Source organism: Rhizobium grahamii (assembly GCF_009498215.1).
Taxonomy (GTDB): Bacteria; Pseudomonadota; Alphaproteobacteria; order Rhizobiales; family Rhizobiaceae; genus Rhizobium; species Rhizobium grahamii_A.
Map to the genome: position 1 here is coordinate 1,776,109 of NZ_CP043498.1, position 21,751 is coordinate 1,797,859.

General features: G+C 61.1%; 19 protein-coding genes, 1 tRNA gene and 1 pseudogene. 6 read left to right on the plus strand and 15 right to left on the minus strand.

Annotated elements, in window-relative coordinates; genetic code table 11:
* Window positions 1–123 precede the first annotated feature (123 nt).
* A complete protein-coding gene (locus FZ934_RS08735) occupies window positions 124–936 on the plus strand; it encodes a hypothetical protein (protein ID WP_153270755.1) in 813 nt (270 codons plus the stop codon).
* A 324-nt stretch (window positions 937–1,260) separates the two neighbouring features.
* Here FZ934_RS08735 and FZ934_RS08740 read toward each other — a convergent pair whose 3' ends face one another.
* Both FZ934_RS08740 and FZ934_RS08745 read right to left on the minus strand, forming a co-directional pair.
* A complete protein-coding gene (locus tag FZ934_RS08740; RefSeq protein WP_153270756.1) occupies window positions 1,261–2,487 on the minus strand; it encodes an adenylate/guanylate cyclase domain-containing protein in 1,227 nt (408 codons plus the stop codon).
* Between the two features lie 127 nt (window positions 2,488–2,614).
* Entirely contained in the window at window positions 2,615–3,379 is a 765-nt protein-coding gene (locus tag FZ934_RS08745) for a TIM barrel protein (protein WP_153270757.1), read from the minus strand.
* A gap of 222 nt (window positions 3,380–3,601) precedes the next feature.
* Here FZ934_RS08745 and FZ934_RS08750 point away from each other — a divergent pair, with 222 nt between their 5' ends.
* Window positions 3,602–4,795, plus strand: coding sequence for an MFS transporter (locus tag FZ934_RS08750; protein ID WP_153270758.1), 1,194 nt, complete (start codon window positions 3,602–3,604; stop codon window positions 4,793–4,795).
* A gap of 226 nt (window positions 4,796–5,021) precedes the next feature.
* On the opposite strand, the gene FZ934_RS08755 is transcribed toward FZ934_RS08750, so the two are convergent.
* The 7 genes and pseudogenes from FZ934_RS08755 to FZ934_RS08785 all read right to left on the minus strand — a co-directional run bounded on the left by FZ934_RS08755 (window position 5,022) and on the right by FZ934_RS08785 (window position 11,818).
* Window positions 5,022–5,097 (minus strand) — tRNA-Lys (locus FZ934_RS08755).
* A 124-nt stretch (window positions 5,098–5,221) separates the two neighbouring features.
* Window positions 5,222–6,133 carry a PhzF family phenazine biosynthesis protein gene (locus tag FZ934_RS08760; RefSeq protein ID WP_153270759.1) on the minus strand — a complete coding sequence of 304 codons (912 nt, stop codon included), beginning with the start codon at window positions 6,131–6,133 and terminating at the stop codon, window positions 5,222–5,224.
* A gap of 65 nt (window positions 6,134–6,198) precedes the next feature.
* Window positions 6,199–6,944, minus strand: a pseudogene (locus FZ934_RS08765) (NUDIX hydrolase).
* On the minus strand, window positions 6,941–8,047 hold the full coding sequence (locus FZ934_RS08770) for an endonuclease/exonuclease/phosphatase family protein (protein WP_153270760.1): 1,107 nt from the start codon (window positions 8,045–8,047) through the stop codon (window positions 6,941–6,943). Before FZ934_RS08770 ends, FZ934_RS08765 begins: the two are co-directional and overlap by 4 nt.
* Before the next feature lie 70 nt (window positions 8,048–8,117).
* The gene (locus tag FZ934_RS08775) at window positions 8,118–9,140 is read right to left on the minus strand and encodes an ABC transporter ATP-binding protein (protein WP_153270761.1); all 1,023 of its coding nucleotides are present in this window, start codon (window positions 9,138–9,140) and stop codon (window positions 8,118–8,120) included.
* Entirely contained in the window at window positions 9,128–10,822 is a 1,695-nt protein-coding gene (locus tag FZ934_RS08780) for an ABC transporter permease (protein ID WP_153270762.1), read from the minus strand. The genes FZ934_RS08775 and FZ934_RS08780 overlap by 13 nt, the downstream gene beginning before the upstream one ends.
* A gap of 18 nt (window positions 10,823–10,840) precedes the next feature.
* A complete protein-coding gene (locus tag FZ934_RS08785; protein ID WP_153270763.1) occupies window positions 10,841–11,818 on the minus strand; it encodes an ABC transporter substrate-binding protein in 978 nt (325 codons plus the stop codon).
* A gap of 161 nt (window positions 11,819–11,979) precedes the next feature.
* Between FZ934_RS08785 and FZ934_RS08790 the strand changes: the two genes are divergently transcribed.
* Complete coding sequence (locus FZ934_RS08790; RefSeq protein WP_153270764.1) at window positions 11,980–13,038, plus strand: aldo/keto reductase; 1,059 nt, start codon at window positions 11,980–11,982, stop codon at window positions 13,036–13,038.
* Between the two features lie 27 nt (window positions 13,039–13,065).
* On the opposite strand, the gene FZ934_RS08795 is transcribed toward FZ934_RS08790, so the two are convergent.
* Entirely contained in the window at window positions 13,066–14,286 is a 1,221-nt protein-coding gene (locus FZ934_RS08795; protein ID WP_153270765.1) for a PLP-dependent aminotransferase family protein, read from the minus strand.
* Between the two features lie 203 nt (window positions 14,287–14,489).
* Window positions 14,490–14,981, minus strand: a complete 492-nt coding sequence (locus tag FZ934_RS08800; protein ID WP_153270766.1) for a YidB family protein — start codon at window positions 14,979–14,981, stop codon at window positions 14,490–14,492.
* A 142-nt stretch (window positions 14,982–15,123) separates the two neighbouring features.
* Here FZ934_RS08800 and FZ934_RS08805 point away from each other — a divergent pair, with 142 nt between their 5' ends.
* Window positions 15,124–15,381, plus strand: coding sequence for a GlsB/YeaQ/YmgE family stress response membrane protein (locus FZ934_RS08805; RefSeq protein ID WP_113363366.1), 258 nt, complete (start codon window positions 15,124–15,126; stop codon window positions 15,379–15,381).
* Between the two features lie 73 nt (window positions 15,382–15,454).
* On the opposite strand, the gene ilvC is transcribed toward FZ934_RS08805, so the two are convergent.
* The 3 genes from ilvC to FZ934_RS08820 form a co-directional block, all read right to left on the minus strand.
* On the minus strand, window positions 15,455–16,474 hold the full coding sequence (gene ilvC, locus FZ934_RS08810) for a ketol-acid reductoisomerase (protein ID WP_153270767.1): 1,020 nt from the start codon (window positions 16,472–16,474) through the stop codon (window positions 15,455–15,457).
* Window positions 16,475–16,521: 47 nt separating this feature from the next.
* Window positions 16,522–17,172 carry a TetR/AcrR family transcriptional regulator gene (locus tag FZ934_RS08815; protein WP_056812855.1) on the minus strand — a complete coding sequence of 217 codons (651 nt, stop codon included), beginning with the start codon at window positions 17,170–17,172 and terminating at the stop codon, window positions 16,522–16,524.
* Between the two features lie 169 nt (window positions 17,173–17,341).
* Entirely contained in the window at window positions 17,342–18,244 is a 903-nt protein-coding gene (locus FZ934_RS08820; RefSeq protein WP_153270768.1) for an AraC family transcriptional regulator, read from the minus strand.
* 190 nt (window positions 18,245–18,434) lie between these two features.
* Here FZ934_RS08820 and FZ934_RS08825 point away from each other — a divergent pair, with 190 nt between their 5' ends.
* Window positions 18,435–19,481, plus strand: a complete 1,047-nt coding sequence (locus FZ934_RS08825) for an NAD(P)-dependent alcohol dehydrogenase (protein ID WP_153270769.1) — start codon at window positions 18,435–18,437, stop codon at window positions 19,479–19,481.
* A 42-nt stretch (window positions 19,482–19,523) separates the two neighbouring features.
* Here the strand turns inward: FZ934_RS08825 and FZ934_RS08830 are convergent, their stop codons facing one another.
* Window positions 19,524–20,789 carry an NAD(P)/FAD-dependent oxidoreductase gene (locus FZ934_RS08830; RefSeq protein WP_153270770.1) on the minus strand — a complete coding sequence of 422 codons (1,266 nt, stop codon included), beginning with the start codon at window positions 20,787–20,789 and terminating at the stop codon, window positions 19,524–19,526.
* 237 nt (window positions 20,790–21,026) lie between these two features.
* Between FZ934_RS08830 and FZ934_RS08835 the strand changes: the two genes are divergently transcribed.
* A complete protein-coding gene (locus tag FZ934_RS08835; RefSeq protein WP_153270771.1) occupies window positions 21,027–21,719 on the plus strand; it encodes an aspartate/glutamate racemase family protein in 693 nt (230 codons plus the stop codon).
* Window positions 21,720–21,751 lie beyond the last annotated feature (32 nt).

The window sequence follows — 21,751 nt, forward strand, 5'->3', positions numbered from 1 at the left end:
CGGCCCTTTGTCCGATCCGCATCAGACCTCCGTCCGATGTCCGATCGGCGGCCATCCTATAGCGTCGGAATCACCTTGAACGATCAAAAGCCGTCGGGTCGGCGGCTCACCTCGGAGGAAACGATGCGCATCACCACCCTGGCTTCCATGGCCGTGCTTTCTCTCACTGCAGCCACAAGCCCCCTGGCGATCGCCGGTTTCGACACCGTTGCGATGGCAAAGGACGGCAATGGTGGCGGCAACGGCGGTGGAAATGGCGGCGGCAACGGTGGTGGCAACAGCGGCGGCAGCCACGGCAACAGCGGCGCTCATGGCGGTAACTCCAGCGCGAGTTCAACACGCGGCAACTCGAATTCCAACGGTAGCGCATCGAAAGGCAAGCCGAACGCGGCGGGAAAATCGAGCGAGGCGGGCAAAAAGTCTCAATCCGCCAAGGATGACAAAGCCACGGCCGTTGCCACCAAGGAAAGGAAGGCTCCCGCGGAGCTTGCCGGCCTGAACTCGCTCAACCGCAACTACAGAGCCTATCTGCACACGTCCGATCCCAAGATGGCGGCGATTTCGGCCTACGCCGTGGCTTATGCGCAATACGAACTCGACAACGGCACCGAGCCGTCCGAGGACGATCCGGTTCTCGGAGACGAAGCATTGGAAGAGGCACTGGCGTCGGCAACAAAGACGGGCGAGGTCAGCCCGGCCGCCCTCGATAAGGCGAAGTCGATCCTGGGCGTTGGTGATGCCGAGGGAAAGATCGATCAGATCAGGGCCACGCTGAAGCCCACCGCGCCAATAGAGCCAACCGATCCGGTCACGCCTGGCGATCTCGTAACGCCCACCGACCCGGTCATCCCGACCGATCCGGTAACACCCGTCGATCCGGTGACATCGACGGAACCCACGGTCTCTGACGAGACGGTGACCGTGTCGGCACAATAATCGGGCGCGACATCGAAGCGATGGGCCGGCTCAGCCCTTCCAAGGCCATTTCGGCCTTGGCGAGAGATCCGGTCCACTCCTTGCGTGGAGGTGCCGGAGAGTTCGCTACGCTGATCAAGAAAAGCCTCATCAGGAGGGGAGCGTAGGCTCCTGCTGAGGCCTTCCCTATCCGTTGACGCCGGACAGTTGACCATACCATCGGCAAATGCCCAATCGTAAGATGGACCTAAGCCCTAGATCGCAGCGCCTGCGTGACCACAGCATCCTCTTCAGCAACAGATGCCGCGAGCATCCGGTCAGCCGGAAACCGCGGCACTCGTCAGCTCATTCAACCGGAAAGGCATAGACGTCAACAGGCTCGCCGAGGCCCCGCAGCGGAAAGGTGCCGAGGCTTTCCATCGCGGCGCCGCAGCCGGCCATCTCCACGAATGCGCGCGAGAACAACACCGGCCGCTTGATTTCCTTGGTGAGACTCTCCAGCCGCGACGCGACGTTGACCGCGGGGCCGATGACGGTGAAATCAAGACGCCGGCGCGAGCCGATATTGCCGTACATCACGTCCCCCACATGCACGCCGATGCCGAAGCGGAGAACCTCGCGACCATCCCGTTCGTTTTGTATGTTGAGGTCCCGCATGGCGCCCTCAGCCTCGCGGATCGCCGAAAGCAGGTTCCGACAGGCATCCGGATTGCTGAGCGGAAAGATCGCCAGCATGCCGTCACCCATGAATTTCAGGATCTCGCCGCCATGCCGCTCGATGGGCTCCGACATCGCGTCGAAGTAGGCGTTGAGCAATTCGATGACGTCGTCTCGCGGCCACTGGTCCGAGATCGTCGTGAAATCGCGCAGGTCGCAGATCAGGATCGCCGCGCCGACCGTGGCGCCGCTGCCGCGTGTCGTTGCCCCCGCAAGGATCTGCTCGCTTGCATGCGGGCCGACATAGGTTTGCAGCAGGGTCCGCGCGAGGATGTTCTTGAGGCGAATCTCGGTCACCAGCGTCAGCGCCGGCAGGAGATCCCGCAGGAATTCGACATCCTCGTCCGAAAAGCCGCCCGGCTGGTCGCTGGAAAAGGTAACGATATGCCGCTTGCCAAGCGTATGATCCATCGGCCAGGCCAGATATTCGGTGAGCCCTTCGCGCCTCAGCTCATCATAGAATTCGTGGTGGCCGTCGCCGTCGCGCATCGCCTCGAGGTTCTTGCGCACCTCGTTGGCGCCACTGAAGATTTCGTTGACCGGGCTCTTCAGAAATTGCGGCGTGTTCTCGATGCCGTAACCGAAGGTGGCGATCTTCGCTTCCGTCATCCCCGTGGTCCAGAGGATGCGGGCACCCAGCCACTGCGGATGGTGCGTTCGAAAATGCATCGTCGCGCGTGCCACGGGAACGTCCTGTGCGCGCAGTTTTTCACACATCTGGACAAGCAGGTTGTCGATGAAACGTTCGTTGCGGGTGTCGTTGATCAGCCAGTCGAGAATCTGCCGCCGGCGCTTCGGCCAGATGCCGCCACGCGGGCTGTCGTCTTCCAGAACAAGGCTCGTCTGGGATTGCATTGCAAAACTCCAAAAACGGTCGCGGGAGCGACCTTGCAGTATGAGATCGATATTAGGTCTAGCTCTTAGATGGTATCTCCGACGGCGAATGGAATGCCGACGGCGACGATTGGCGGGAGGCGGACGTTTATTCGAGAATCGCGCGGACGGTGGCGATCGTCTCGGCGCTCGATGCCAGTGGGCGATATTCCAATCCGATCGCGCCCGTGTATCCGGCGCCAACAAGCCAGTTGACGCGATGTCTGAGATCGACGTTGCCGCGACCGGGCTCATTTCGGCCCGGATGGTCCGCAACGTGAACGTGGAAGACGCGGCCGATGTCGTCGCCGATAACAGTTGGCGTATCCTCGCCCATCACGGCAGAATGATACACATCGTAGACAATGCCGATTTCAGGCCGCCCGGTTTCCCTTGCGATCTCGAGCCCTTCGACAGTCGATGGAAGAAAATAGCCCACATGGTCGATCAGCGTGTTCAGTGGTTCGACACCGAGCCGCACGCCGCTGCCCTCCAGGACTTCGCCGGCGGCCGACAGTGTGGTGACAAGCGCATCGCGCTGCTCCTCCCTCGTTTTTCCCGCAAGGTCGTCGCCGGCCTGCGCAATCAGCGTATGGGCGCCAAGACGTCGGGCGATCTCCACAGAGCGCTTCAGGCCCTCCAGGAAGGCCGCCCTGTTGGCAATGTCGGTCAACGGGATCATCGGCTCCGCAACGAAGCTGCTGAGTTCCATGCCGGTCTCGTTCAGCGCCCACTCGATGCTGCCGATATCCTTGTTCGTCCATTTCCAGAACTCGACAGCCTCGACGCCACTCTTGTGGGCGAGCCGAATTCGATCGGCAAAATTCTCCGCCTCGGCGGCAAACAACCATTCAATACAGGCCGACAATCTCATGATGCTCTCGCTAACGGATGCAGTGTTGCATTGCTGACATTACCGAACCCCACGCTGCGAGCAAGCGGTTGCAGCCGGCGACCAGATTCGCGGTTTTATAAACTTTAGCGATATTAGCGATCGGCAATTATCAATAAGAAATCGCTCCGGGGTTGTGTCCGGCAGATCTCAAACCTACAAAGTATCTTCAGGCACGTAGCCTGAGCATTCCGGGGGGACATCATGAGACTTGCGCCGCAACACCGCATCTATATCTGCTTTTTCCTGTTTGCGGTGTCCATGGGTGCCCTCCTCGCCCGCATGCCCGACCTGCAGAGCTCGCTTGGGGTCGATCGCTCCGAACTTGGACTGACGCTCATTGGGGCTGCGATCGGCGCGTTGATCTCGTTGACATTCGCATCACGCATCATTGCCCGCCTCGGCGCCCGCACGACCGCGTTCATCACCGTGCTTGGAACCTCCGCCCTGCTCGCCACGATTCCATGGCTGGCAAGCGCACCGCTGGTTTTCCTGATCCTCATCCTGGAAGGCCTCCTGGCTGGCGCGCTCGAAATAAATCTCAATGTCGAGATCGACCGCATCGAGGCGCAACTGGGGCGTGGGGTAATGAACCGCGCACACGGCTTCTGGAGCCTCGGCTTCTTCCTGACCGCGTTCGTGGCCTCAGGCATAAGGCAGGCGGGGATTTCGATGCAGCTCCATCTCCTCCTGACCTTCACCTTCGTCGCTATCGTCGGCATCTGGGCGATTTCAGGCATGAAGAACGCGCCGGAGCGGCCCGAACACGAGGAGCAGAAGGCGCCGCTGATTGCTCTGCCGACCTGGGGGCTGCTGCCGCTCTGCGTCATCGGCATCGCGGCCTTCCTCGTCGAAGGCGCCGGCATCGACTGGTCGGCGATCTACATGCGCGACGTTTTCGCCTCGGAGCCCTTCGTCGGCGGCCTGGGCCTGACGCTTTTCACCTTCTTCATGGCAGGCGCGCGGCTCTTCGTCGATCCGCAGGTCGACCGCTACGGCGCCCGCGCCGTCGCCGCCGTCCTGCTCATCCTCGCAGCGGTCGGCGTGATAGCGGTCTGGGCCGCCCCTTACCCTTACGTCGCCCTGATCGGCTTTTCGCTCATGGGCGCCGGCTGCAGCGCTGTCTATCCGCTTGCCGTCTCGGCGGCCGCCCAGCGGACGGATCGCCCTGCACATGTGAACGTGGCAGCGCTTGGCCAGATGTCCTTCGTGGTGTTCTTCCTCGCCCCGCCGCTGCTTGGCGTCATCGCTGAGCATGCGGGCATCAAGACAGCCTATCTCGTCTGCCTGCCACTCATCGTCTACGCGCTGTTCTGCATTCGCTCACTGAAGGGAAAGTCGGAAAGCGCACTTCACGTTGCGGAAGCAGAGAAGCAGGCCTCCCGGGTACCCGTCTAGACGGGTATCTACTAACAGCCCGGGGCGCTTCTCGCAGGCTCGAGACGCACTCTTGGACCGAAGAAATGCAGCGGCGTCAGTGCCGCTGGCAGTGCCGAATCACGACGCCGCGACGCGACGCAACAAGGGGCGATTTCGAGCTTCACGTAACGTTAGACTGAGCGTCTGAGGCCCTGCAGGGCCTACATCCGACAATCAGCGTAAGAATTTGTTTTCTAGGAGAAAATGGTGGGTGATGTAGGGCTCGAACCTACGACCCGCTGATTAAGAGTCAGCTGCTCTACCAACTGAGCTAATCACCCGTCCGCGCTGTGTTGCGTGGTGTGAGAGGGCGTATAAACAGGATCGTTCGGCTTGTCTAGCGCCCTTCCGAAAATTCTTTCGCGAATGCGGGATTTTTTTGTGCATGGCTGAAATGCAATGAAATCAAAGGTCCAGCGTACCGCTCGCCAGACGCACTGCTTGCCCGCCAATCCGGGCATTTGCGATCGCCCCGCCTTCGATATCCATGTGCAGATGAATAAACGACGGTCGGCCCATCTCAACGCCCTGCTCTATCAGCACGCCGTGGTGTCCATCCGTCAGCCTGTCGAAATGGTGGATGGCGCCGGACAACGCGGCGGCCGCAGAGCCCGTCGCCGGATCCTCGACGATCCCCATGCCGCTTGCAAACATGCGCGCATGAAACTTCGCCACATGGTTCACGCCGCCGCGGCAGTAGATATAGGCGGAAGCCAGCGACCCATCGACGAAGGGCACTGTCGCCTCCCATAGCTGCGGATCGAACTCCAAACGCTGAACGGCGCCGACGTCGTGTACCGGGATCAACAGGAAGGCGACCCCCGCAGTCCAGAGCGAGGGAACGTGATTCTCGAAGCCGATCTCGGTCTGCTTCAGCGACAGCGCGTTGGCGATCCCCATCTTGTCGAGCGGCATGTTGATTTGCTGCGACTTGCGCGGCAGGTCGAATTCCGCAAAGCTTGCGCCCTCGACGCTGAGCTTCACCGCACATCGGATCGGGCCGATGTTTTCTTCCAGAACACAGACGCTATCGAGAGGCGTGCCGAACTGTGCCCGCTCGGCAAGCGCGATCGCCGTCCCGACGGTTGGATGTCCTGCAAACGGCAGCTCGCGCCCTGGCGTGAAGATCCGGATGCGGGCTGTGTAGGCGGGATTCTCGGAGAGGCGGACGAAGACCGTCTCCGACAGGTTCATCTCCTTGGCGATAGCCTGCATGGCATCATCGCTGAGATCGTCTCCATCGAAGATGACTGCCAGCGGATTGCCTGCCAGCTTGCGGTCGGTGAACACGTCATAGACGCTGTAGCTGCGCGCCACATCGGCCTCCTCGTATCGATCCTCGTGCCGCCAAACTGCCCGAGCACGAGATCAAGCGCAAGCCGTTACCTGTTCACCTTCTGGCCGAAGTACCATTCGATGACAGGCAGCATGGCGATGTTGTAGGGGTGGGCCTTCGGGTCCGCCGACCGGATGGCCACAGCCCCGGCGATTTCCTTGTCGTCGGCGACAACCATATGCGCCTGGATCTTCTCGATCACCTCGTCCGCGGCAAGATCGAAGCGGAACACCTTGAGCAGTGTCACGACCCGCCGATTGCGAACCGCGAAATAACCGTCATCCGCTTGTGCGTCGGAAAGATCGAAGCCTGTCTCTTCAAGCACCTCGCGGCGCATGTTCGCCTCGACGTCGCAATATCCGTCGACGACGTCCTCGGGCTCGAACGAGCCGGCGGCAAAATAGACCTGACCTGGATTGGCCGTATGCGCCCCCATGCGGATCGCAACGAGAGCATCATCGGACGTCGCAAGCACTGGATAGGCGAATAGATGCACCCCTCCGTGCCGGTTCTCCTGCCGTCGCCACCACATGAAGGTCGAAAATGGAACGATGTGGCTCGCGCCAAGCAGTTTGCCATCGCGCAACTCCAGCCGCTTCTGGAAAAGCATGCGACCATCAAAGAGCGCCGGATTGGCCGCGACTTCCTTCGTCCAGTTTTCGGCGATGGCATCGCGTTCCGCCAGATAGAACGGATGACCCCCGGCAGCACGCGCAGTTCGAGATCGGCAAGTGGAAACACCACCCGCTCCTCGGGCCAGCCAATGAAATCCTCGGAATAATGCATGCTCATACCAGATCGATCTCCATGACGACAGGGCAGTGGTCGGATGCCTTCGGCCGGTCCCAACCGGTGCGCGGATAACGCTCGACCTCCTGCCCCGGCGGAAAGACGGTGCGGAATGGCTGCCCGTGCCGGATGATCTCGGGCAACCGCCCGGCGTTGCGGCTCGCCAGGAACGGCGACAGCCAGAGGTAATCGAGCTGGCAAAGCCATTGTTCCTCGGGGCCGCGCGCGTGATAGAGCGTCCATCGGTCGAGTGGCTCCCGCCGCCGAACGACGTTTTCGGCAAAGCCGTCTCGGCTGAAAACGTCGAGCGCGCTTTCCGCCTCCTGCCGATATTCGAAACGGTAACCGGTTCGGCGCCGCCCGATGACGTTGACACGCTCCTGATAGTCGTTCATGTCGCCGCAAATGACGAACCGTTGATCCGCCTCACCCGCGAAGCGATCCTCGATGATACGCCGCATTGCTTCGGTTTCCCCACGGCGCACCGGCATGGTGCCATGCCGGCTGTCGACGCCGTCGATCCGAGGCCCGTCCATCGATTTCAGATGCACGACGAAAAGCGATAGCGGCACGCCGCCGACCAAAAGATCGAGTTGGAGGCAATCACGCTTGAAGATCTTGTCGTCGATGCGATTCGTTCGCGCCAGTTCATCGTTGAAAAGCCCGAGGTCGCGATAGGTCAGCATCGCGTGGCTCTTGATCTCCTGCAGCTCGATCTTGCGCCCGTCCCGCGTCTCCTCGCGCATCAGCACCGCGACATCTATGCCTCTGCTGTCGTTTCCTTCGACGAGATATTTCTGCCGGTATCCGTTACCGACCATGCGAAACAGATAGTTGTATTCGAATGCCTGCAGGGCCTCCATGTTGTCGACCTCCTGCAGGCAAAGGATGTCGGCATCGGCATCAGCGACCGCCAGAGCCGTCATCTGGCGCGTATCGTCGGTCGACGCAATGACGCGCGCCTGCTCAAGCTGCTGGTAGACGCCTTCGCTCTTCACGTCGAAGAGCTTGATGACACGATCCTGACGCAGCTGATTGCGGAAGCCGGTGAAGTCGAAACGCGTCATCAGGTTTTCGACATTGAAGGTGGCAATACGAAGCGACATCAGACATTTCCGGTTGATCGGGCACCATTAGTAGAGGCGAAAATCGCGCCGGAAAAGCCCGTTGATCCAATCACAGTCGCCAGGCGCTGCGGATGACGACATTCATGCTTTCCCCGACACTGACAGGCGTGCGGCTGAAAGCCCTGACAATCTGGCTATCCGCCAGCGCGAGCTTCGCGGCGTAGCGCTCCCCCTCGTAAAGGGACGAAACGACCCTCGCGGGCACACCCTCCCCGCCGATCATAACGTCTTCCTGACGGACAAGGATCTCAGCCGGCGGGCCGTCGGCACCCGCCAGAAGCGGCGCGATTCGGTCCCAGGTAAGCTGCCGGTTCGCCTCCATAGAGCAATTGACGGACAGGATGGCGCCGCGTCCGATCAACCCGCCGACGATGCGCCCCTCCGGCCGCGCATAGATCTCCGCCGGCGACGCGACCTGCAAAAGCTTGCCCTCCGACATGACGGCAACATCCGTTGCCAGCGCCATCGCCTCGCTCTGGTCGTGCGTGACATAGATCATCGTCGCGCCGGACCGCTGATGGAACTCGCGGAAAGTCTCTTCCATCTCCTGCTTCAGGTGCCGGTCGAGATTGGCGAGCGGTTCGTCGAGCAGCACGACATCGGGCGAGGTCACCAGGCAGCGCGCCAGCGCAACCCGCTGGCGTTGGCCGCCGGAAAGATTGGCGGGGCGTCGGTCGGCATAGGCTTCCAGCCGGACGGCCGCCAGCGCCTCTTCAACCTTCCGACGATAGGCATCGCCCTTGATACCACGCACCTTCAGCGGATAGCCGACATTGTCGGCAACGCTCATATGCGGCCAGAGCGCATAGGATTGAAACACCATCGCCATGTTTCGCCGCTCCGGCGGTAGCGATTGCGCGGCGTCCGCAAGCAGCCTTTCGCCAAGATGGATCGACCCGTCCGTCGGCGTCTCGAACCCTGCCACCATGCGCAGTACCGTCGTTTTCCCGCAGCCGGACGGCCCGAGCAACGCAAGAAAGCCGCCCTCGCGAACATCGAGCGAAAAGCCGTTCACGGCCGGCCGGCCGGTGCCGAAGTCCTTTGCCAGACGATTGAGGATCAGCTTCGCCATGGGATCACTCCGGCCGGCAACCGTTTTGCAAGCAGTTCGAGAAGAAGCATCATGGAAACGACCATTGCGACGACCAGGACGGAGAGCGCCGATGCGAGATCGGAACTGCCGCTGTCATCCAGATTGTAGATAGCAACGCCAAGCGTCTGCGTGCCTGCTGACCAGAGAAGAGCCGAGATGGTCAGCTCGTTGCACGCGATGAGAAACACGAGAATGACCGAAGCTCCGGCTGCGGGAGCGACCAGCGGCACGATGATGTCGAAAAGCCGCCGGAAAAAGCCGGCGCCGGATAGCCTTGCCGCCTCCTCCAATGCCGGATCGAGCTGGTGGAAGGCGCTGACGACGGGCTTCAGGCTGACGGCGAAGAAGCTCGAGAGGTAGGCGATGAAGATGATCCAGATCGTTCCGTAGACGGTCACGTGCAGGAACGGCAGTGGTGCCGCAAAGACCAGGATGAAGGACACGGCGATCACTATGCCCGGAAGCGAATAGGGAATTTCGATGGCACTGGAAACGAAGCGTCCGAGCAGGTCACGCCGCCGCGTCAGTGCAGTGGCCGCAAGAATGGTCACCGGTAGGAGACACAGTGCAGCCCCGGCCGAAAGCGATATGGAATTGACGAAGGCCGTGCGTGTCACCGTCTGGCGAAACAGGATCTCGTAAAAGGCAGAAAAGGACATCGTCTTGAAGGTCAGCGGCACACCGTAAGCCGGAACGAGCGCCCCCGCCAGAAGCGCAAAGAAAGGAGCCGCGAGCATGAAGAAGAGCACGACCCAGACGAACGGCAGCGCCAGAAACCGCCAGTTGCCGAGATCGAAGGCGGCGGCTGCGCCCGACAGACCGAGCACGCGATAATCACGCCCGCGAAGCGCACGATCCTGAGCGGCAAGACCGGCGACCGATATCAGGGCGATCATGGCGGAGAGCAGGGCGACGTCTCCGAAAGTCCGGCTCGTGAAGGCCGAGAACTTGGTGAAAATCAGGGTCGGCAGCGTATAGATCGATGCCGGGATTCCGAGGATGGCCGGAATGCCAAAATTGCCGGTACAGGACACGAAAGAGATCGCGGCACCCGCGATGATGCCCGGAAGCGACAGCGGCAGGATGATATCGAGGAACACCCGAAGGCTGGAGGCACCGGACAGCCGCGCGGCTTCGACACCATCGCGCGGCAGCGACATCAGGCCGGCGCGCAGGGCAAGATAGACCAGCGGCGCATGCTGGACGCCGTAGAGAAGAGCAATCCCGCCGACTGAATAGAGCGGCTGCGGCGTTCCAAGCGGCGGAGCGATATGGAGGGCTTTCAGCAGCGGGCTTGATGGTCCCGACATCTGCACCCAGGCGAGCGCCGTTACCTGGGGCGGGATCATCATCGGCAGCACGAAGCAAAAGCCGGCTACGGCTTTGCCGGAAATGTTCGTAAGCGTGAGCAGAAATGCGAAGCTGCATCCGATCAGCAGTGAAATGATGGTTCCCAGAACAGCTGTGATGAGCGTGTAGTACGTTGCAGACCAAAGCGCTGGATCGGCGAGCACGGACATAGCCCCGCCCCGCGCAAGAGCAGCGATTCCCGCGATCGCGAGACGCGCAAGCGGCAGCACGCTGAGAAGCAAAACGACCGCGAAAACGGCGGGAAACAGCCAGCCTGGCTGGCTGTTTCCCGGGCGCACATATCCATTCATATCGCTGTCTGCGGCCTGTTAGTTGGAGCCGTAGATACCGGAGAAGGTCTTGAGGTCCTGATCGGTATTCTTCAGCGCCTCGGCGGCATTGATCGGCAGCACCTTGATGGTGTCGCGAGCCGGGAAGCCTTCAGGCAGCTTCATGTCGTTGCGGGCCGGGATATAGCCAAGCTTGAGGAAGCCTTCCTGGCCCTTTTCAGAGAGTACGTAATCGACGAACTTCTTCGCCGCGTCGGCATTCTTTGAGCTGGCAAGAATGCCAACCGGCTCGGTTACGGCGGAAACGCCTTCCGTCGGGAACACGAACTCGACCGGAGCACCCTTGGCCTTCTCGCGGATCGGCATGTAGTCGACGACCATGCCAAAGGCCTTCTCGCCCGACGCGACCGACTTGAGAACCGCACCGTTGCCGCCGGCGGCGATCGCGCCGTTGGCCGCCAGATCCTTGTAGAAGTCCCAGCCGAGGCCGTCGACGCCGGCCAGCGTCTGCGCGTGGATAAGGGCAGCACCTGATGTCAGCGGGCTTGGCATGGTCACGAGACCCTTGGCCTCGGCCTTGGTCAGGTCCTTCCAGCTTGCCGGCTTGAATGCGGCCGAGGTGTTGTAGACGATGCCTGTCGTGATCAGCTTCGTGGAATAATAGTAGCCGTCCGCATCGTAGAGCGAAGCGTCGTAGCTTGCGGCTTCCGGCGACTTGTAGGCGAGCAGCTTGCCGGCTTCCTTCAGGCGCTCGAGCGTCACCGTGTCGGCGATCAGCAGCACGTCGGCAACCGGATTGCCGGCTTCGATTTCCGCCTGCAGCTTTGCCATGATCTTCGGCGTGCCGTCGCGGACCCAGTCTACCTTGACGTCGGGATTGGCAGCCATGAAGCCATCGACGGTCGCCTGCGCATCTTCGTTCGGCTGGCTCGTGTAGAGAACGAGATTGGCGGCGGATGCCGGAATTGCAAGCAGGCTGGCTGCGAGCAGCGCGGCGGCGGAAACGATCGTCTTCATGGTGGGTCCTCGATGATGGGAGAGCCGTTCCTTAGCCATCAGGGATAACATGATTGTGACAGTCGGCTTCCTGCCGGCGATGACCGATCATGCCTTGACCCGCCTCGCCCGCCCCTATCTTCTAGCGCACGTTTTGAGTCATGCATTTTTGGAGGACGCTTATGGAATACCGCCTTCTCGGCCGCTCCGGCCTCAAGATTTCGACCGTGACGATGGGCACGATGACATTCGGTGGCCAAGGCTGGGCCAAGATGGTGGGCGACGTCGGAGTCAGCGACGCGCGCAGGCTGGTCGACATCTGCCTCGACGCCGGCGTCAATCTGATCGACACAGCTGACGTCTACTCTCAAGGCGTTTGCGAGGAGATCCTGGGGGAAATCATCGGTGGGCCACGCAAGAACGGCGTGCTGATCGCGACCAAGGCGCGGTTCCCGATGGGAGACGGTCCGAACAATGTCGGCTCGTCCCGCTATCACCTGATCAACGCCTGCGAAGCCAGCCTGCGGCGCATGAAGACTGACGTCATCGACCTCTATCAGCTTCACGAATGGGACGGGCAGACGCCTCTCGAGGAAACCCTGGAGGCGCTCGACACGCTCGTCCGCCAGGGCAAGGTCCGCTATATCGGCTGCTCGAATTTTTCGGGCTGGCACATCATGAAGGCGCTCGGCGTCAGCGAGCGCGAAAAGCGCGAGCGCTTCATCAGCCAGCAGATCCACTACACGCTTGAAGCGCGTGATGCGGAATACGAACTGCTGCCCATCAGCATCGACCAGGGCCTCGGCGTGCTTGTCTGGAGTCCGCTTGCCGCCGGACTGCTGTCAGGCAAGCACCGCCGCAATCAGGCAGCACCGGAAGGCTCGCGTCAGTTCGCCGGCTGGACCGAGCCGCCGATCCGCGATGAAAACCGGCTCTGGAACATCGTGGAAACGCTGGTGGCGATCGGTGAAGAACGCGGCGTATCGGCAGCTCAGGTAGCACTCGCCTGGCTAATCGGCCGCAAGGCCGTCACCTCGGTCATCATCGGCGGCCGCACGGAAGCACAATTCAAGGATAATCTGGCCGCAGCCGATCTCAAGTTGACGGAAGACGAGCGCAAGCGGCTTGATGTGGTCAGCCTGCCACCCGTGCTCTATCCGTATTGGCACCAGCTGAACACCGCCAGCGACAGACTGAGCGAGGCCGATCTGGAATTGCTAGGCCCGCACGTCAATCGGTGATCAGTTCCGAAGGCATCGGCGGCTTGGTTAGCCGCCGATCTCGCTCTCGATCAACGCGCCGAGGCGGCTGATGCCCTCCTCGATCAGCTGATCGTTGGCGCAGGAGAAGCTGACGCGGAAAGTGTTCGCGCCCGAGCCATCGGCGAAGAATGCCTTGCCGGGAACGAACGCAACCTTTGCCGTTTCCAGCGACTTGGCGAGCAGCGTGGCGCCGTCCATGCCATCAGGCAGCGTCACCCAGATGAACATTCCCCCTTCCGGCCTGGTCCAGCTCGTTCCCGCCGGCATATACTTCTCGAGCGCTGCCAGCATGACATCGCGGCGGTGGCTGTAGACAGACCTGATCTTGGCAACCTGAGCATCGAAGCCGCGCTCGGCCACGTGCGCGATCGCCATCTGGTTGATCGTCGAGGAATGCAGGTCGGCTGCTTGCTTCATCAGCACCAGCTTGCGGATGACAGGGGCGTTGGCGACGATGAAGCCGACGCGCAGACCCGGTGCCAGCGTCTTCGAGAAGCTGCCGCAGTAGATCGTGCGGGTATTGTTGATGTTGCCCTTCCTCGCGATTTCCGTCGCCAGGATCGGCGCGATCGGCGTGCCGTCGTAGCGAAGCGACTGGTAGGCGCCATCCTCGATCACGGCGATATCGAGCTCATCGGCAAGCGCCAGGACCTTTTCCCGTCCGGCCTGATCGACGGTCTCGCCGGTCGGGTTGGAAAAGTCGGCGGAGAGATAGGCGAACTTCACCTTGCCACCGGCGGCTTCGGCCTGCGCCCGGTAGGACTCCGGCGTCCGGTTGCCGTTTGGCGTCAGCTGATCGTAGTTCGGCTCATAGGCATTGAAGGCCTGCAGCGCGCCGAGATAGGTCGGCCAGGTGACAAGCCCCGTATCGCCGGGCGACAGGAACAGCTTGCCGAGATAATCCAACCCCTGCTGCGATCCGGAAACGATGAAGACGTTCTCGAGCTCGCAGGGAATGCCGAGCGCGGCCATCTGCTTGATCAGCCATTCGCGAAGCGGCTTGTAGCCCTCGCTGACGGAGTATTGCAGAGCAGCGTTCACGGCCGTGCTGCTGAAGATATCGGCGTAGGCCGCCTTGAATTCCTGATCGGGAAACAGCGCCGGATCCGGAATGCCGCCCGCGAAAGAGATGATATCGGGCCGATCGAGCAGCTTCAAAAGCTCGCGAATTTCCGATGCCCGCATACGCGAAGAACGGGTTGCAAAAATATTATCCCAATTCAACATGGGGGTTTCCTCGTAATTTTTTGTCTTTAAACGAGAGAACCACGCAATAAATAATAAGTCAACATTACTGACCTATTTGTTTGCTACCGTGATCGGATTTCGCTGTCTTCCCGTTCAGATGGTTGAGGAAACGGTGTGAAAAATAAATCCCGCTCTCTTCCGAGAACGGGATCGACCACATCGAGATTGGCCTGAATGGCTTATCAGGAGCGCAGCAGTGCAGCGATCTGCGCCTGGTTCGGGATCTGTCCTTGCGGCGTCAGTTTGTCGACGACACCGGGCAAAACCTTCGAGAGTTGGTTCAACAGCTCCTGCTCGCTGATACCGGCCTGTCGCGCCAAATCGCTGATGGTCTGTGAGCCGAGCGCGTTTTCGAGGCTCCCGGGTGCGATCGGCTCGTTCTGCCCAGGCTTCACCCAGGAATCGGCAACCGAGCCCTGCCCGGCTTCCGCGAGCTTGCCAAGCAGCCCGCCCAATCCGCCGAGACCGCCGAGCCCTCCAGCAAGACCACCGAGATTGCCGAGCAATCCGCCATCATCGGCGCCGCTGTTGGCCGGTTGGTTCGGCTGCTGCGCCTGCGGCGCCTCGTCCTTGCCGCCACCGCCAAGCAGCTTGCCGACGAGAAGCGCGCCGAGCGCGATCATGATCGGTTTCGAAATACTCCCGCCAGGAACGGCGTCATCAAAGATTCCCATGTCATCCTCCTTCGGCATTGTTTGAAACGAAGAACAAAAACACAACATGAGGCCCGGCCGAGCCTTGAATTCCGGCACGATAACTTTAGCTCCTGCTGAAAGATGGTCGGATTGTCCAGCCAATCAAGGAGGGGAAAACAACATGTCTGTGATCGGGTGGATTATTCTCGGATTGATTGCGGGTTTTATCGGCAGCAAGATCGTCAACAAGACCGGTTCAGGCATGCTGATGGACATCGTCCTCGGCATCGTCGGCGCGATTGTCGGCGGCGTGATCTTCAGCTTTTTCGGCGCCTCCGGCATCACGGGCCTTAATATCTACAGCCTTGTCGTGGCCGTCATCGGAGCGGTGGTCGTACTGTGGCTCTACCACACGGTCAGCGGGCGCAGGTCGATCTAGCCTCCGCGCATCGCGGAAACGGAAAAGGCCGGAGCTTTCGCCCCGGCCTCTTAAATCAAAGTACCAAAACCGCTTAGTTGACAGCCTTGTCGACCAGCTTGTTCTTGCCGATCCAAGGCATCATGCCGCGCAGCTTGGCGCCGACTTCCTCGATCGGATGCTCGTCGTTCAAGCGGCGGATGCCCTTGAAGCGCGAACCGCCGGCCTTGTATTCCTGCATCCAATCGGACGTGAACTTGCCGGTCTGGATGTCGTTGAGGACGCGCTTCATTTCAGCCTTGGTTTCAGCCGTGATGATGCGCGGGCCGGTGACGTATTCGCCCCACTCTGCCGTGTTCGAGATCGAGTAGTTCATGTTGGCGATACCGCCTTCATAGATCAGGTCGACGATGAGTTTCACTTCGTGCAGGCACTCGAAGTAAGCCATTTCAGGCGCGTAGCCAGCTTCCGTCAGCGTTTCGAAGCCGGCGCGGATCAGCTCGACGAGACCGCCGCAGAGAACGACCTGTTCGCCGAAGAGGTCGGTTTCGCACTCTTCGCGGAAGTTGGTTTCGATGATGCCCGAACGGCCGCCGCCAACGCCGCAAGCGTAGGAGAGAGCGAGCTCAAGAGCGTTGCCCGAAGCGTTCTGGTGAACGGCAACGAGGCAGGGAACGCCGCCGCCCTTCTGGTATTCGCCGCGAACCGTGTGGCCCGGGCCCTTCGGCGCGATCATGACGACGTCGAGCGAAGCCTTCGGCTCGATCAGGCCGAAGTGAACGTTGAGGCCGTGTGCGAAAGCGATTGCAACGCCGTCACGGATGTTGCCGGCAATTTCGCTCTTGTAGATGTCGGCCTGCAACTCGTCAGGCGTTGCCATCATGATGAGGTCGCCCCACTTGGCGGCTTCGGCAACGGTCATGACCTTGAAGCCGTCGGCTTCGGCCTTCTTGACGGTCGGCGAACCGGCCTTGAGCGCGATGGCGACGTTGGCATGGCCGCTGTCCTTCAGGTTCAGCGCGTGTGCGCGACCCTGGGAACCGTAGCCGACGATGACGACGTTCTTTGACTTGATGAGGTTGAGATCTGCATCACGATCGTAATAGACGCGCATTTGAATGTCCTTCCCTTTGCTTGTCCTGTGACTTTTGTAAGTGGGGATCAGCCGACCAGCGGCATCTCCGCCAAGACCTTTTCCGTGCCATACAGGCGCAGAAAGGCGGAAACCGCCTTCTCCGCCTGACGCGCGGTATCCTTGAGGCCGGGTTCGCCGAGCAGCATGCGGACATGCAGATCGGAAACGATCAGGCCATAAAACGTATGATATGCCTCATCGGCATCATGAAAGCGCAGCAAACCGGCGCGCTTGCCTGAGTCAATCAGCCCCATTGCACGGCGATCGATCTGGCGGCGACCCCGCTCCAGGAGAAGCTTGCCGAGCTTGGATCCGTCGCGATGCGACTGGCCGATGGCGAGACGGTTGAGCGCCAGCGAGACATCGCCGGCGAGAACCTCGAGCAGATCCCTGGAGAAGATGACGAGGTGGTCGTGCAGGCTCGTCGAGGTCAGCCGTTCGCCGTTGCGCTCGAAGGTGCGCACCTTGCTCGCCTGGTAGGCGATCATCGCGGACAGCAATCCGTCGCGATCACCGAACCACTTGTAGAGACTTTCCTTGGAGCAGTTTGCCGCACGGGCAACGCCCGATGTCGTCAGCGCCTTTTCGCCGCCATCCACGAGCAAACGCAACGCGTGTTCCAGAACGGCGTTCTGGCGCGGCGAAAACTCGCTGGGCTCCAAACTCTCGACGGACACGTTGCTCACTCCCGATATGTACCGTACGGTACGGTTCGCAGGCTTTATGCTGCAAAGCTCTCGGCACGTCAAGCGGCGTCATAGCAAAATTTCAACGGATCCGCGCCGGTAAATTCGCGATACTGCGGATCGCGTATAGTGGCGCCGCCGGAACGACAGGAGGAGGTCTTTATACCCCGTCGGGCTCGCGCGCCGCCTCAATGTCCCTAAGCGGAGACAAGCCGTAGACGCGGCTGTATTCGCGGCTGAACTGCGACGGGCTCTGGTAGCCGACGCGATGTCCCGCCGTTCCGGCATCCAGACGCTCGATCAGCATCAACCGCCGCGCCTCGTGCAGCCGCAGCTGCTTCTGATACTGCACAGGGGTCATGGCGGTGATCGATTTGAAATGGTGATGGAAGGACGACACGCTCATGCTGACGTGCTCGGCCAGATCCTCGATGCGCAGCGGCCGCGCGAAATTCTGCCGGAGCCAGGCAATAGCGCGCGCGATCCGGTTGCCGTGGCTGTCAGCGACCGCAATGTTGATCAGCCGTCCACCATCCGGACCGGTCAGGACGCGATAGAGGATCTCCTGTTCGATCAGCGGCGCCATCGCCGCGATATCGTTTGGACGATCGAGCAAACGCAGCAACCTAACAGTTGCATCCAGAAACTCCGGCGTGGCCACATTGACCGCAATCCCGCGACCCTGCCCCGGCGCTCCCGGTCGCGGAATATCCGCGCGGCTGAGCAGGTCCAGCACCTTCTCGCTGTTGATGGCGAGCGTCAGACACAAGTGCGGAACCTCCGCGCTGGCATCGACCACGCGCCAGATCACGGGCAGATCCAGCGATGTCAGAAGGTAATCGCCAGCACCGTAGTTGATGACATCGGATCCGAGGCGAAGGCTCTTTGCCCCCTGAATAACAATGGCGATACACGGCCGGTAGCTGCCGTGGCAGGGCATGCTCGGCGTATGCCGGCGGCTGATCCGCAAGCTCTCGATACCCGTCCGGAATTCGCCCTCGTCGAGCGCATGGCGCGCAGCGATGGAAGCGATTTCATGATAAGGATTGAACGGCAAGGTCATGCGAGAAAGGCCCTTCGTCTGCGTGCCGGCGAATGATCCCTATCTAGGCCACGTTGGCGCGGCCTGAAATAGGCGATCCCCTCAATTTTGCAGGATCGTGCAAAAAGCTCGGAGGATTGCTCTACCGCCTAAGAGACGATCCGGTGCATTTTCCGGCCATCCACCCAGGAACCCCGAAAGGAAGTCTCAGATGCCTATTGCAAAAGGCTATGCTGCCACCGACGCGTCGAAGCCGCTCACGCCCTTCACCTTCGAGCGCCGCGATCCCAATCCCGACGACGTCGTGATTGACATCAAGTTCGCCGGCATCTGCCATTCGGACATCCACACCGTCCGCAACGAATGGAAGAACGCCGTTTACCCGATCGTGCCGGGCCACGAGATTGCCGGCATCGTCTCGGCTGTCGGTTCTGCCGTCACCAAGTTCAAGGTCGGTGACCGCGTCGGCGTTGGCTGCTTCGTTGACAGCTGCGTCGGCTGCGCCACCCGTGATGTCGACCGCGAGCAGTACATGCCGGGTCTCGTCGGCACCTACAACAGCGTCGAAGCAGACGGCAAGACGCCGACCCAGGGCGGCTATTCCGACTCGATCGTCGTCAAGGAAGGCTACGTCATGTCCATCCCGGACAACCTTCCGCTCGACGCCTCCGCCCCGCTGCTTTGCGCAGGCATCACCCTCTACTCGCCGCTTCGCCACTGGAATGCCGGCCCCGGCAAGAAGGTCGCGATCGTCGGCATGGGCGGCCTCGGCCATATGGGCGTCAAGCTCGGCGCTGCCATGGGTGCTGAGGTCACGGTCCTCTCCCAGAGCCTTTCCAAGAAGGAAGACGGCCTGAAGCTCGGCGCCAAGGAATACTACGCAACGTCGGATGCCGAGACCTTCAAGAAGCTTGCAGGCAGCTTCGACCTGATCATCTGCACGGTCAGCGCCGAGATCGACTGGAACGCCTATATCGACCTGCTCAAGGTCGATGGAGCCTTCGTCGTGGTCGGGATCCCGGAAAACGCGATCCCGGTTCACGCCTTCTCGCTGGTCCCGGGCCGCAAGAGCGTTTCCGGCTCGATGATTGGCTCGATCAAGGAAACCCAGGAAATGCTCGACTTCTGCGGCGAGCACAACATCGTCTCCGAGATCGAGAAGATCAACATCCAGCAGGTCAACGAAGCCTACGAGCGCGTTCTGAAGAGCGACGTCCGCTACCGCTTCGTCATCGACATCGCCTCGCTGGCAGCGTGAAGCTCCACACTTTCAAGAATAGAGGCGGCTCTTCGGAGCCGCCTACCCTTCATCGCGCATCGTCTCTTTTTGCGTGATCAGCCGGGCGCTGTGCTGACCGCTGAGGTAGATCCACAGCCAGCTCCAAGCCACGGCAAAGCGTGACCGTGTGCCGATCAGAAAGTAGATATGGGCAAGTCCCCATATCCACCACGCAATCCATCCCTTCAGCTTGACCTTTCCGAAGTCCACGATCGCAGCACTTTGGCCGATCGTCGCGAGGCTGCCCTGATGTCGGTAGCGGAAAGCCTGTGGTGCCGCCTTGCCTGCGAGCCGTGCCCGAACGACCTTCGCGACATAGCCTCCCTGCTGCTTCGCCGCCGGAGCGATGCCGGGCACTGGCGAACCGTCGCTTCGCTTCACCGACGCAGTGTCGCCGATCACGAAGACGTCGGGCAGTCCCGGCGCCGTCAAGTCGGGCCCGACAATGGCTCGCCCGGCTCGGTCGGCCGGTATGTCGAGCCATTTCGCCGCCGGCGATGCTTGCACTCCGGCGGCCCAGACGATCGTCCGGCTTGCCAGAAACGTCTCGCCGATCTTCACGCCGTCAGCCGAGCATTCGGTCACCGGCTTTCCCAAGCGCACCTCGACGCCGAGGTCTTCCAACGCCTTCTGGGCGTAGGCCGAAAGCTCTTCCGCAAAGCTCGGGAGGACACGCGGGCCGGCCTCCACGAGCACGACCTTGGTGGTCCGGGTGTCGATGTTGCGGAATTCCTTCGGCATCGTCTTGTGCGCCAGCTCGGCGATGATGCCGGCGAGCTCGACGCCGGTCGGCCCGGCGCCGATGATGGTGAAGGTCAAGAGAGCGTCCCGCACCGCCGGATCCGTCGCCAACTCCGCCCGCTCGAATGCGAGAAGCACGCGCCGTCGTATGGTGGTCGCGTCCTCGAGCGTCTTCAGTCCCGGCGCGACAGGCTCCCACTCGTCCCTGCCGAAATAGGCATGCGTCGCACCGGTCGCGAGAACCAGCGTGTCGTAGTCGAGTGTTGTGCCATCCCGAAGCTGCACCTGTTTGCGGGCAGCATCCACGCCCGTGACTTCGGCCAGCAGCGTCGTCACGTCACGGCGATCACTGTAGAGGTGGCGAATCGGCCAGGCGATCTCGGAGGTGGAGAGGATGGTGGTCGCGACCTGATAGAGCAGCGGCTGGAACAGATGGTGGTTTCGCCGATCGACAAGCGTAATACGCGTGACGGCACCCTTGAGGTCGTTGATGAACTGCAGCCCGCCGAAACCGCCACCTACCACGACAACCCGATGCTCACCCATGGCCTGTCCTTCCATTGCTTGCTCGACGCCAAATGTCACAGACTTCTGGCACCGTTCAATCGCTGTTTGGACATAGCACGCCTGCGCTGAACGGGCGCGTCCCGATTGTTGGCGGCCGGTTTTCCTCGCATAGGTTTAAGCACCGAGAGAAATCGGTGGCGCGTTCGCGAAAAAAACCACAAACATCGCAAAGCCTCTCGGGCACAATGAGGGGGATTGAATGGGAGTGGCAGAAGCATGCGAACAATCGGATTGATCGGCGGTATGAGCTTCGAGAGTTCGGCGATCTACTATCGCCTGATCAACGAGATGGTCCGGGAACGCTGCGGCGGGCTGAGCTCGGCCGAACTGCTGATGCATTCGGTGAACTTCGAAGACATCGTGACCCTCCAGAAGGCGGGCGACTGGGCAAGCGCCGGCGTCCGTCTCGGTGACGTTGCTCTCCGCCTGCAAAATGCCGGTGCGGATTGTGTGCTGATCTGCAGCAACACCATGCACCTTGTGGCGGACGATGTATCGTCGCGCGTGGACATACCGCTGCTGCACATCATCGACGAGACGGCAAAGGCGCTCGATACCGCACATCGCAGACGCCCCCTCCTTCTCGCGACGCGATATACCATGGAGCACGGCTTCTACACCGAGCGCATGAAACGCCAGGGCATCGATATGCTCGTTCCCGATGCGGCGGACCGCACTATCGTGCACGACATCATTTTCGACGAACTCTGCGCAGGCAAGATCCTCGACAGCTCCCGCCGGACACTTCACGCGATCATCGAGAAGGCGCGCGACAGTGGTGCTGATAGCATCATCCTTGGATGCACCGAGATCTGCCTCATACTCGATCCCGACCGCCTGCCTTTGCAAGGATTCGATACGACCCAAATCCACGCTCGCGCTGCTGTGGACTTCGCACTCGGCGGCTAGCTGATTTCAATTTAGTTGACTCAGTCAAATAA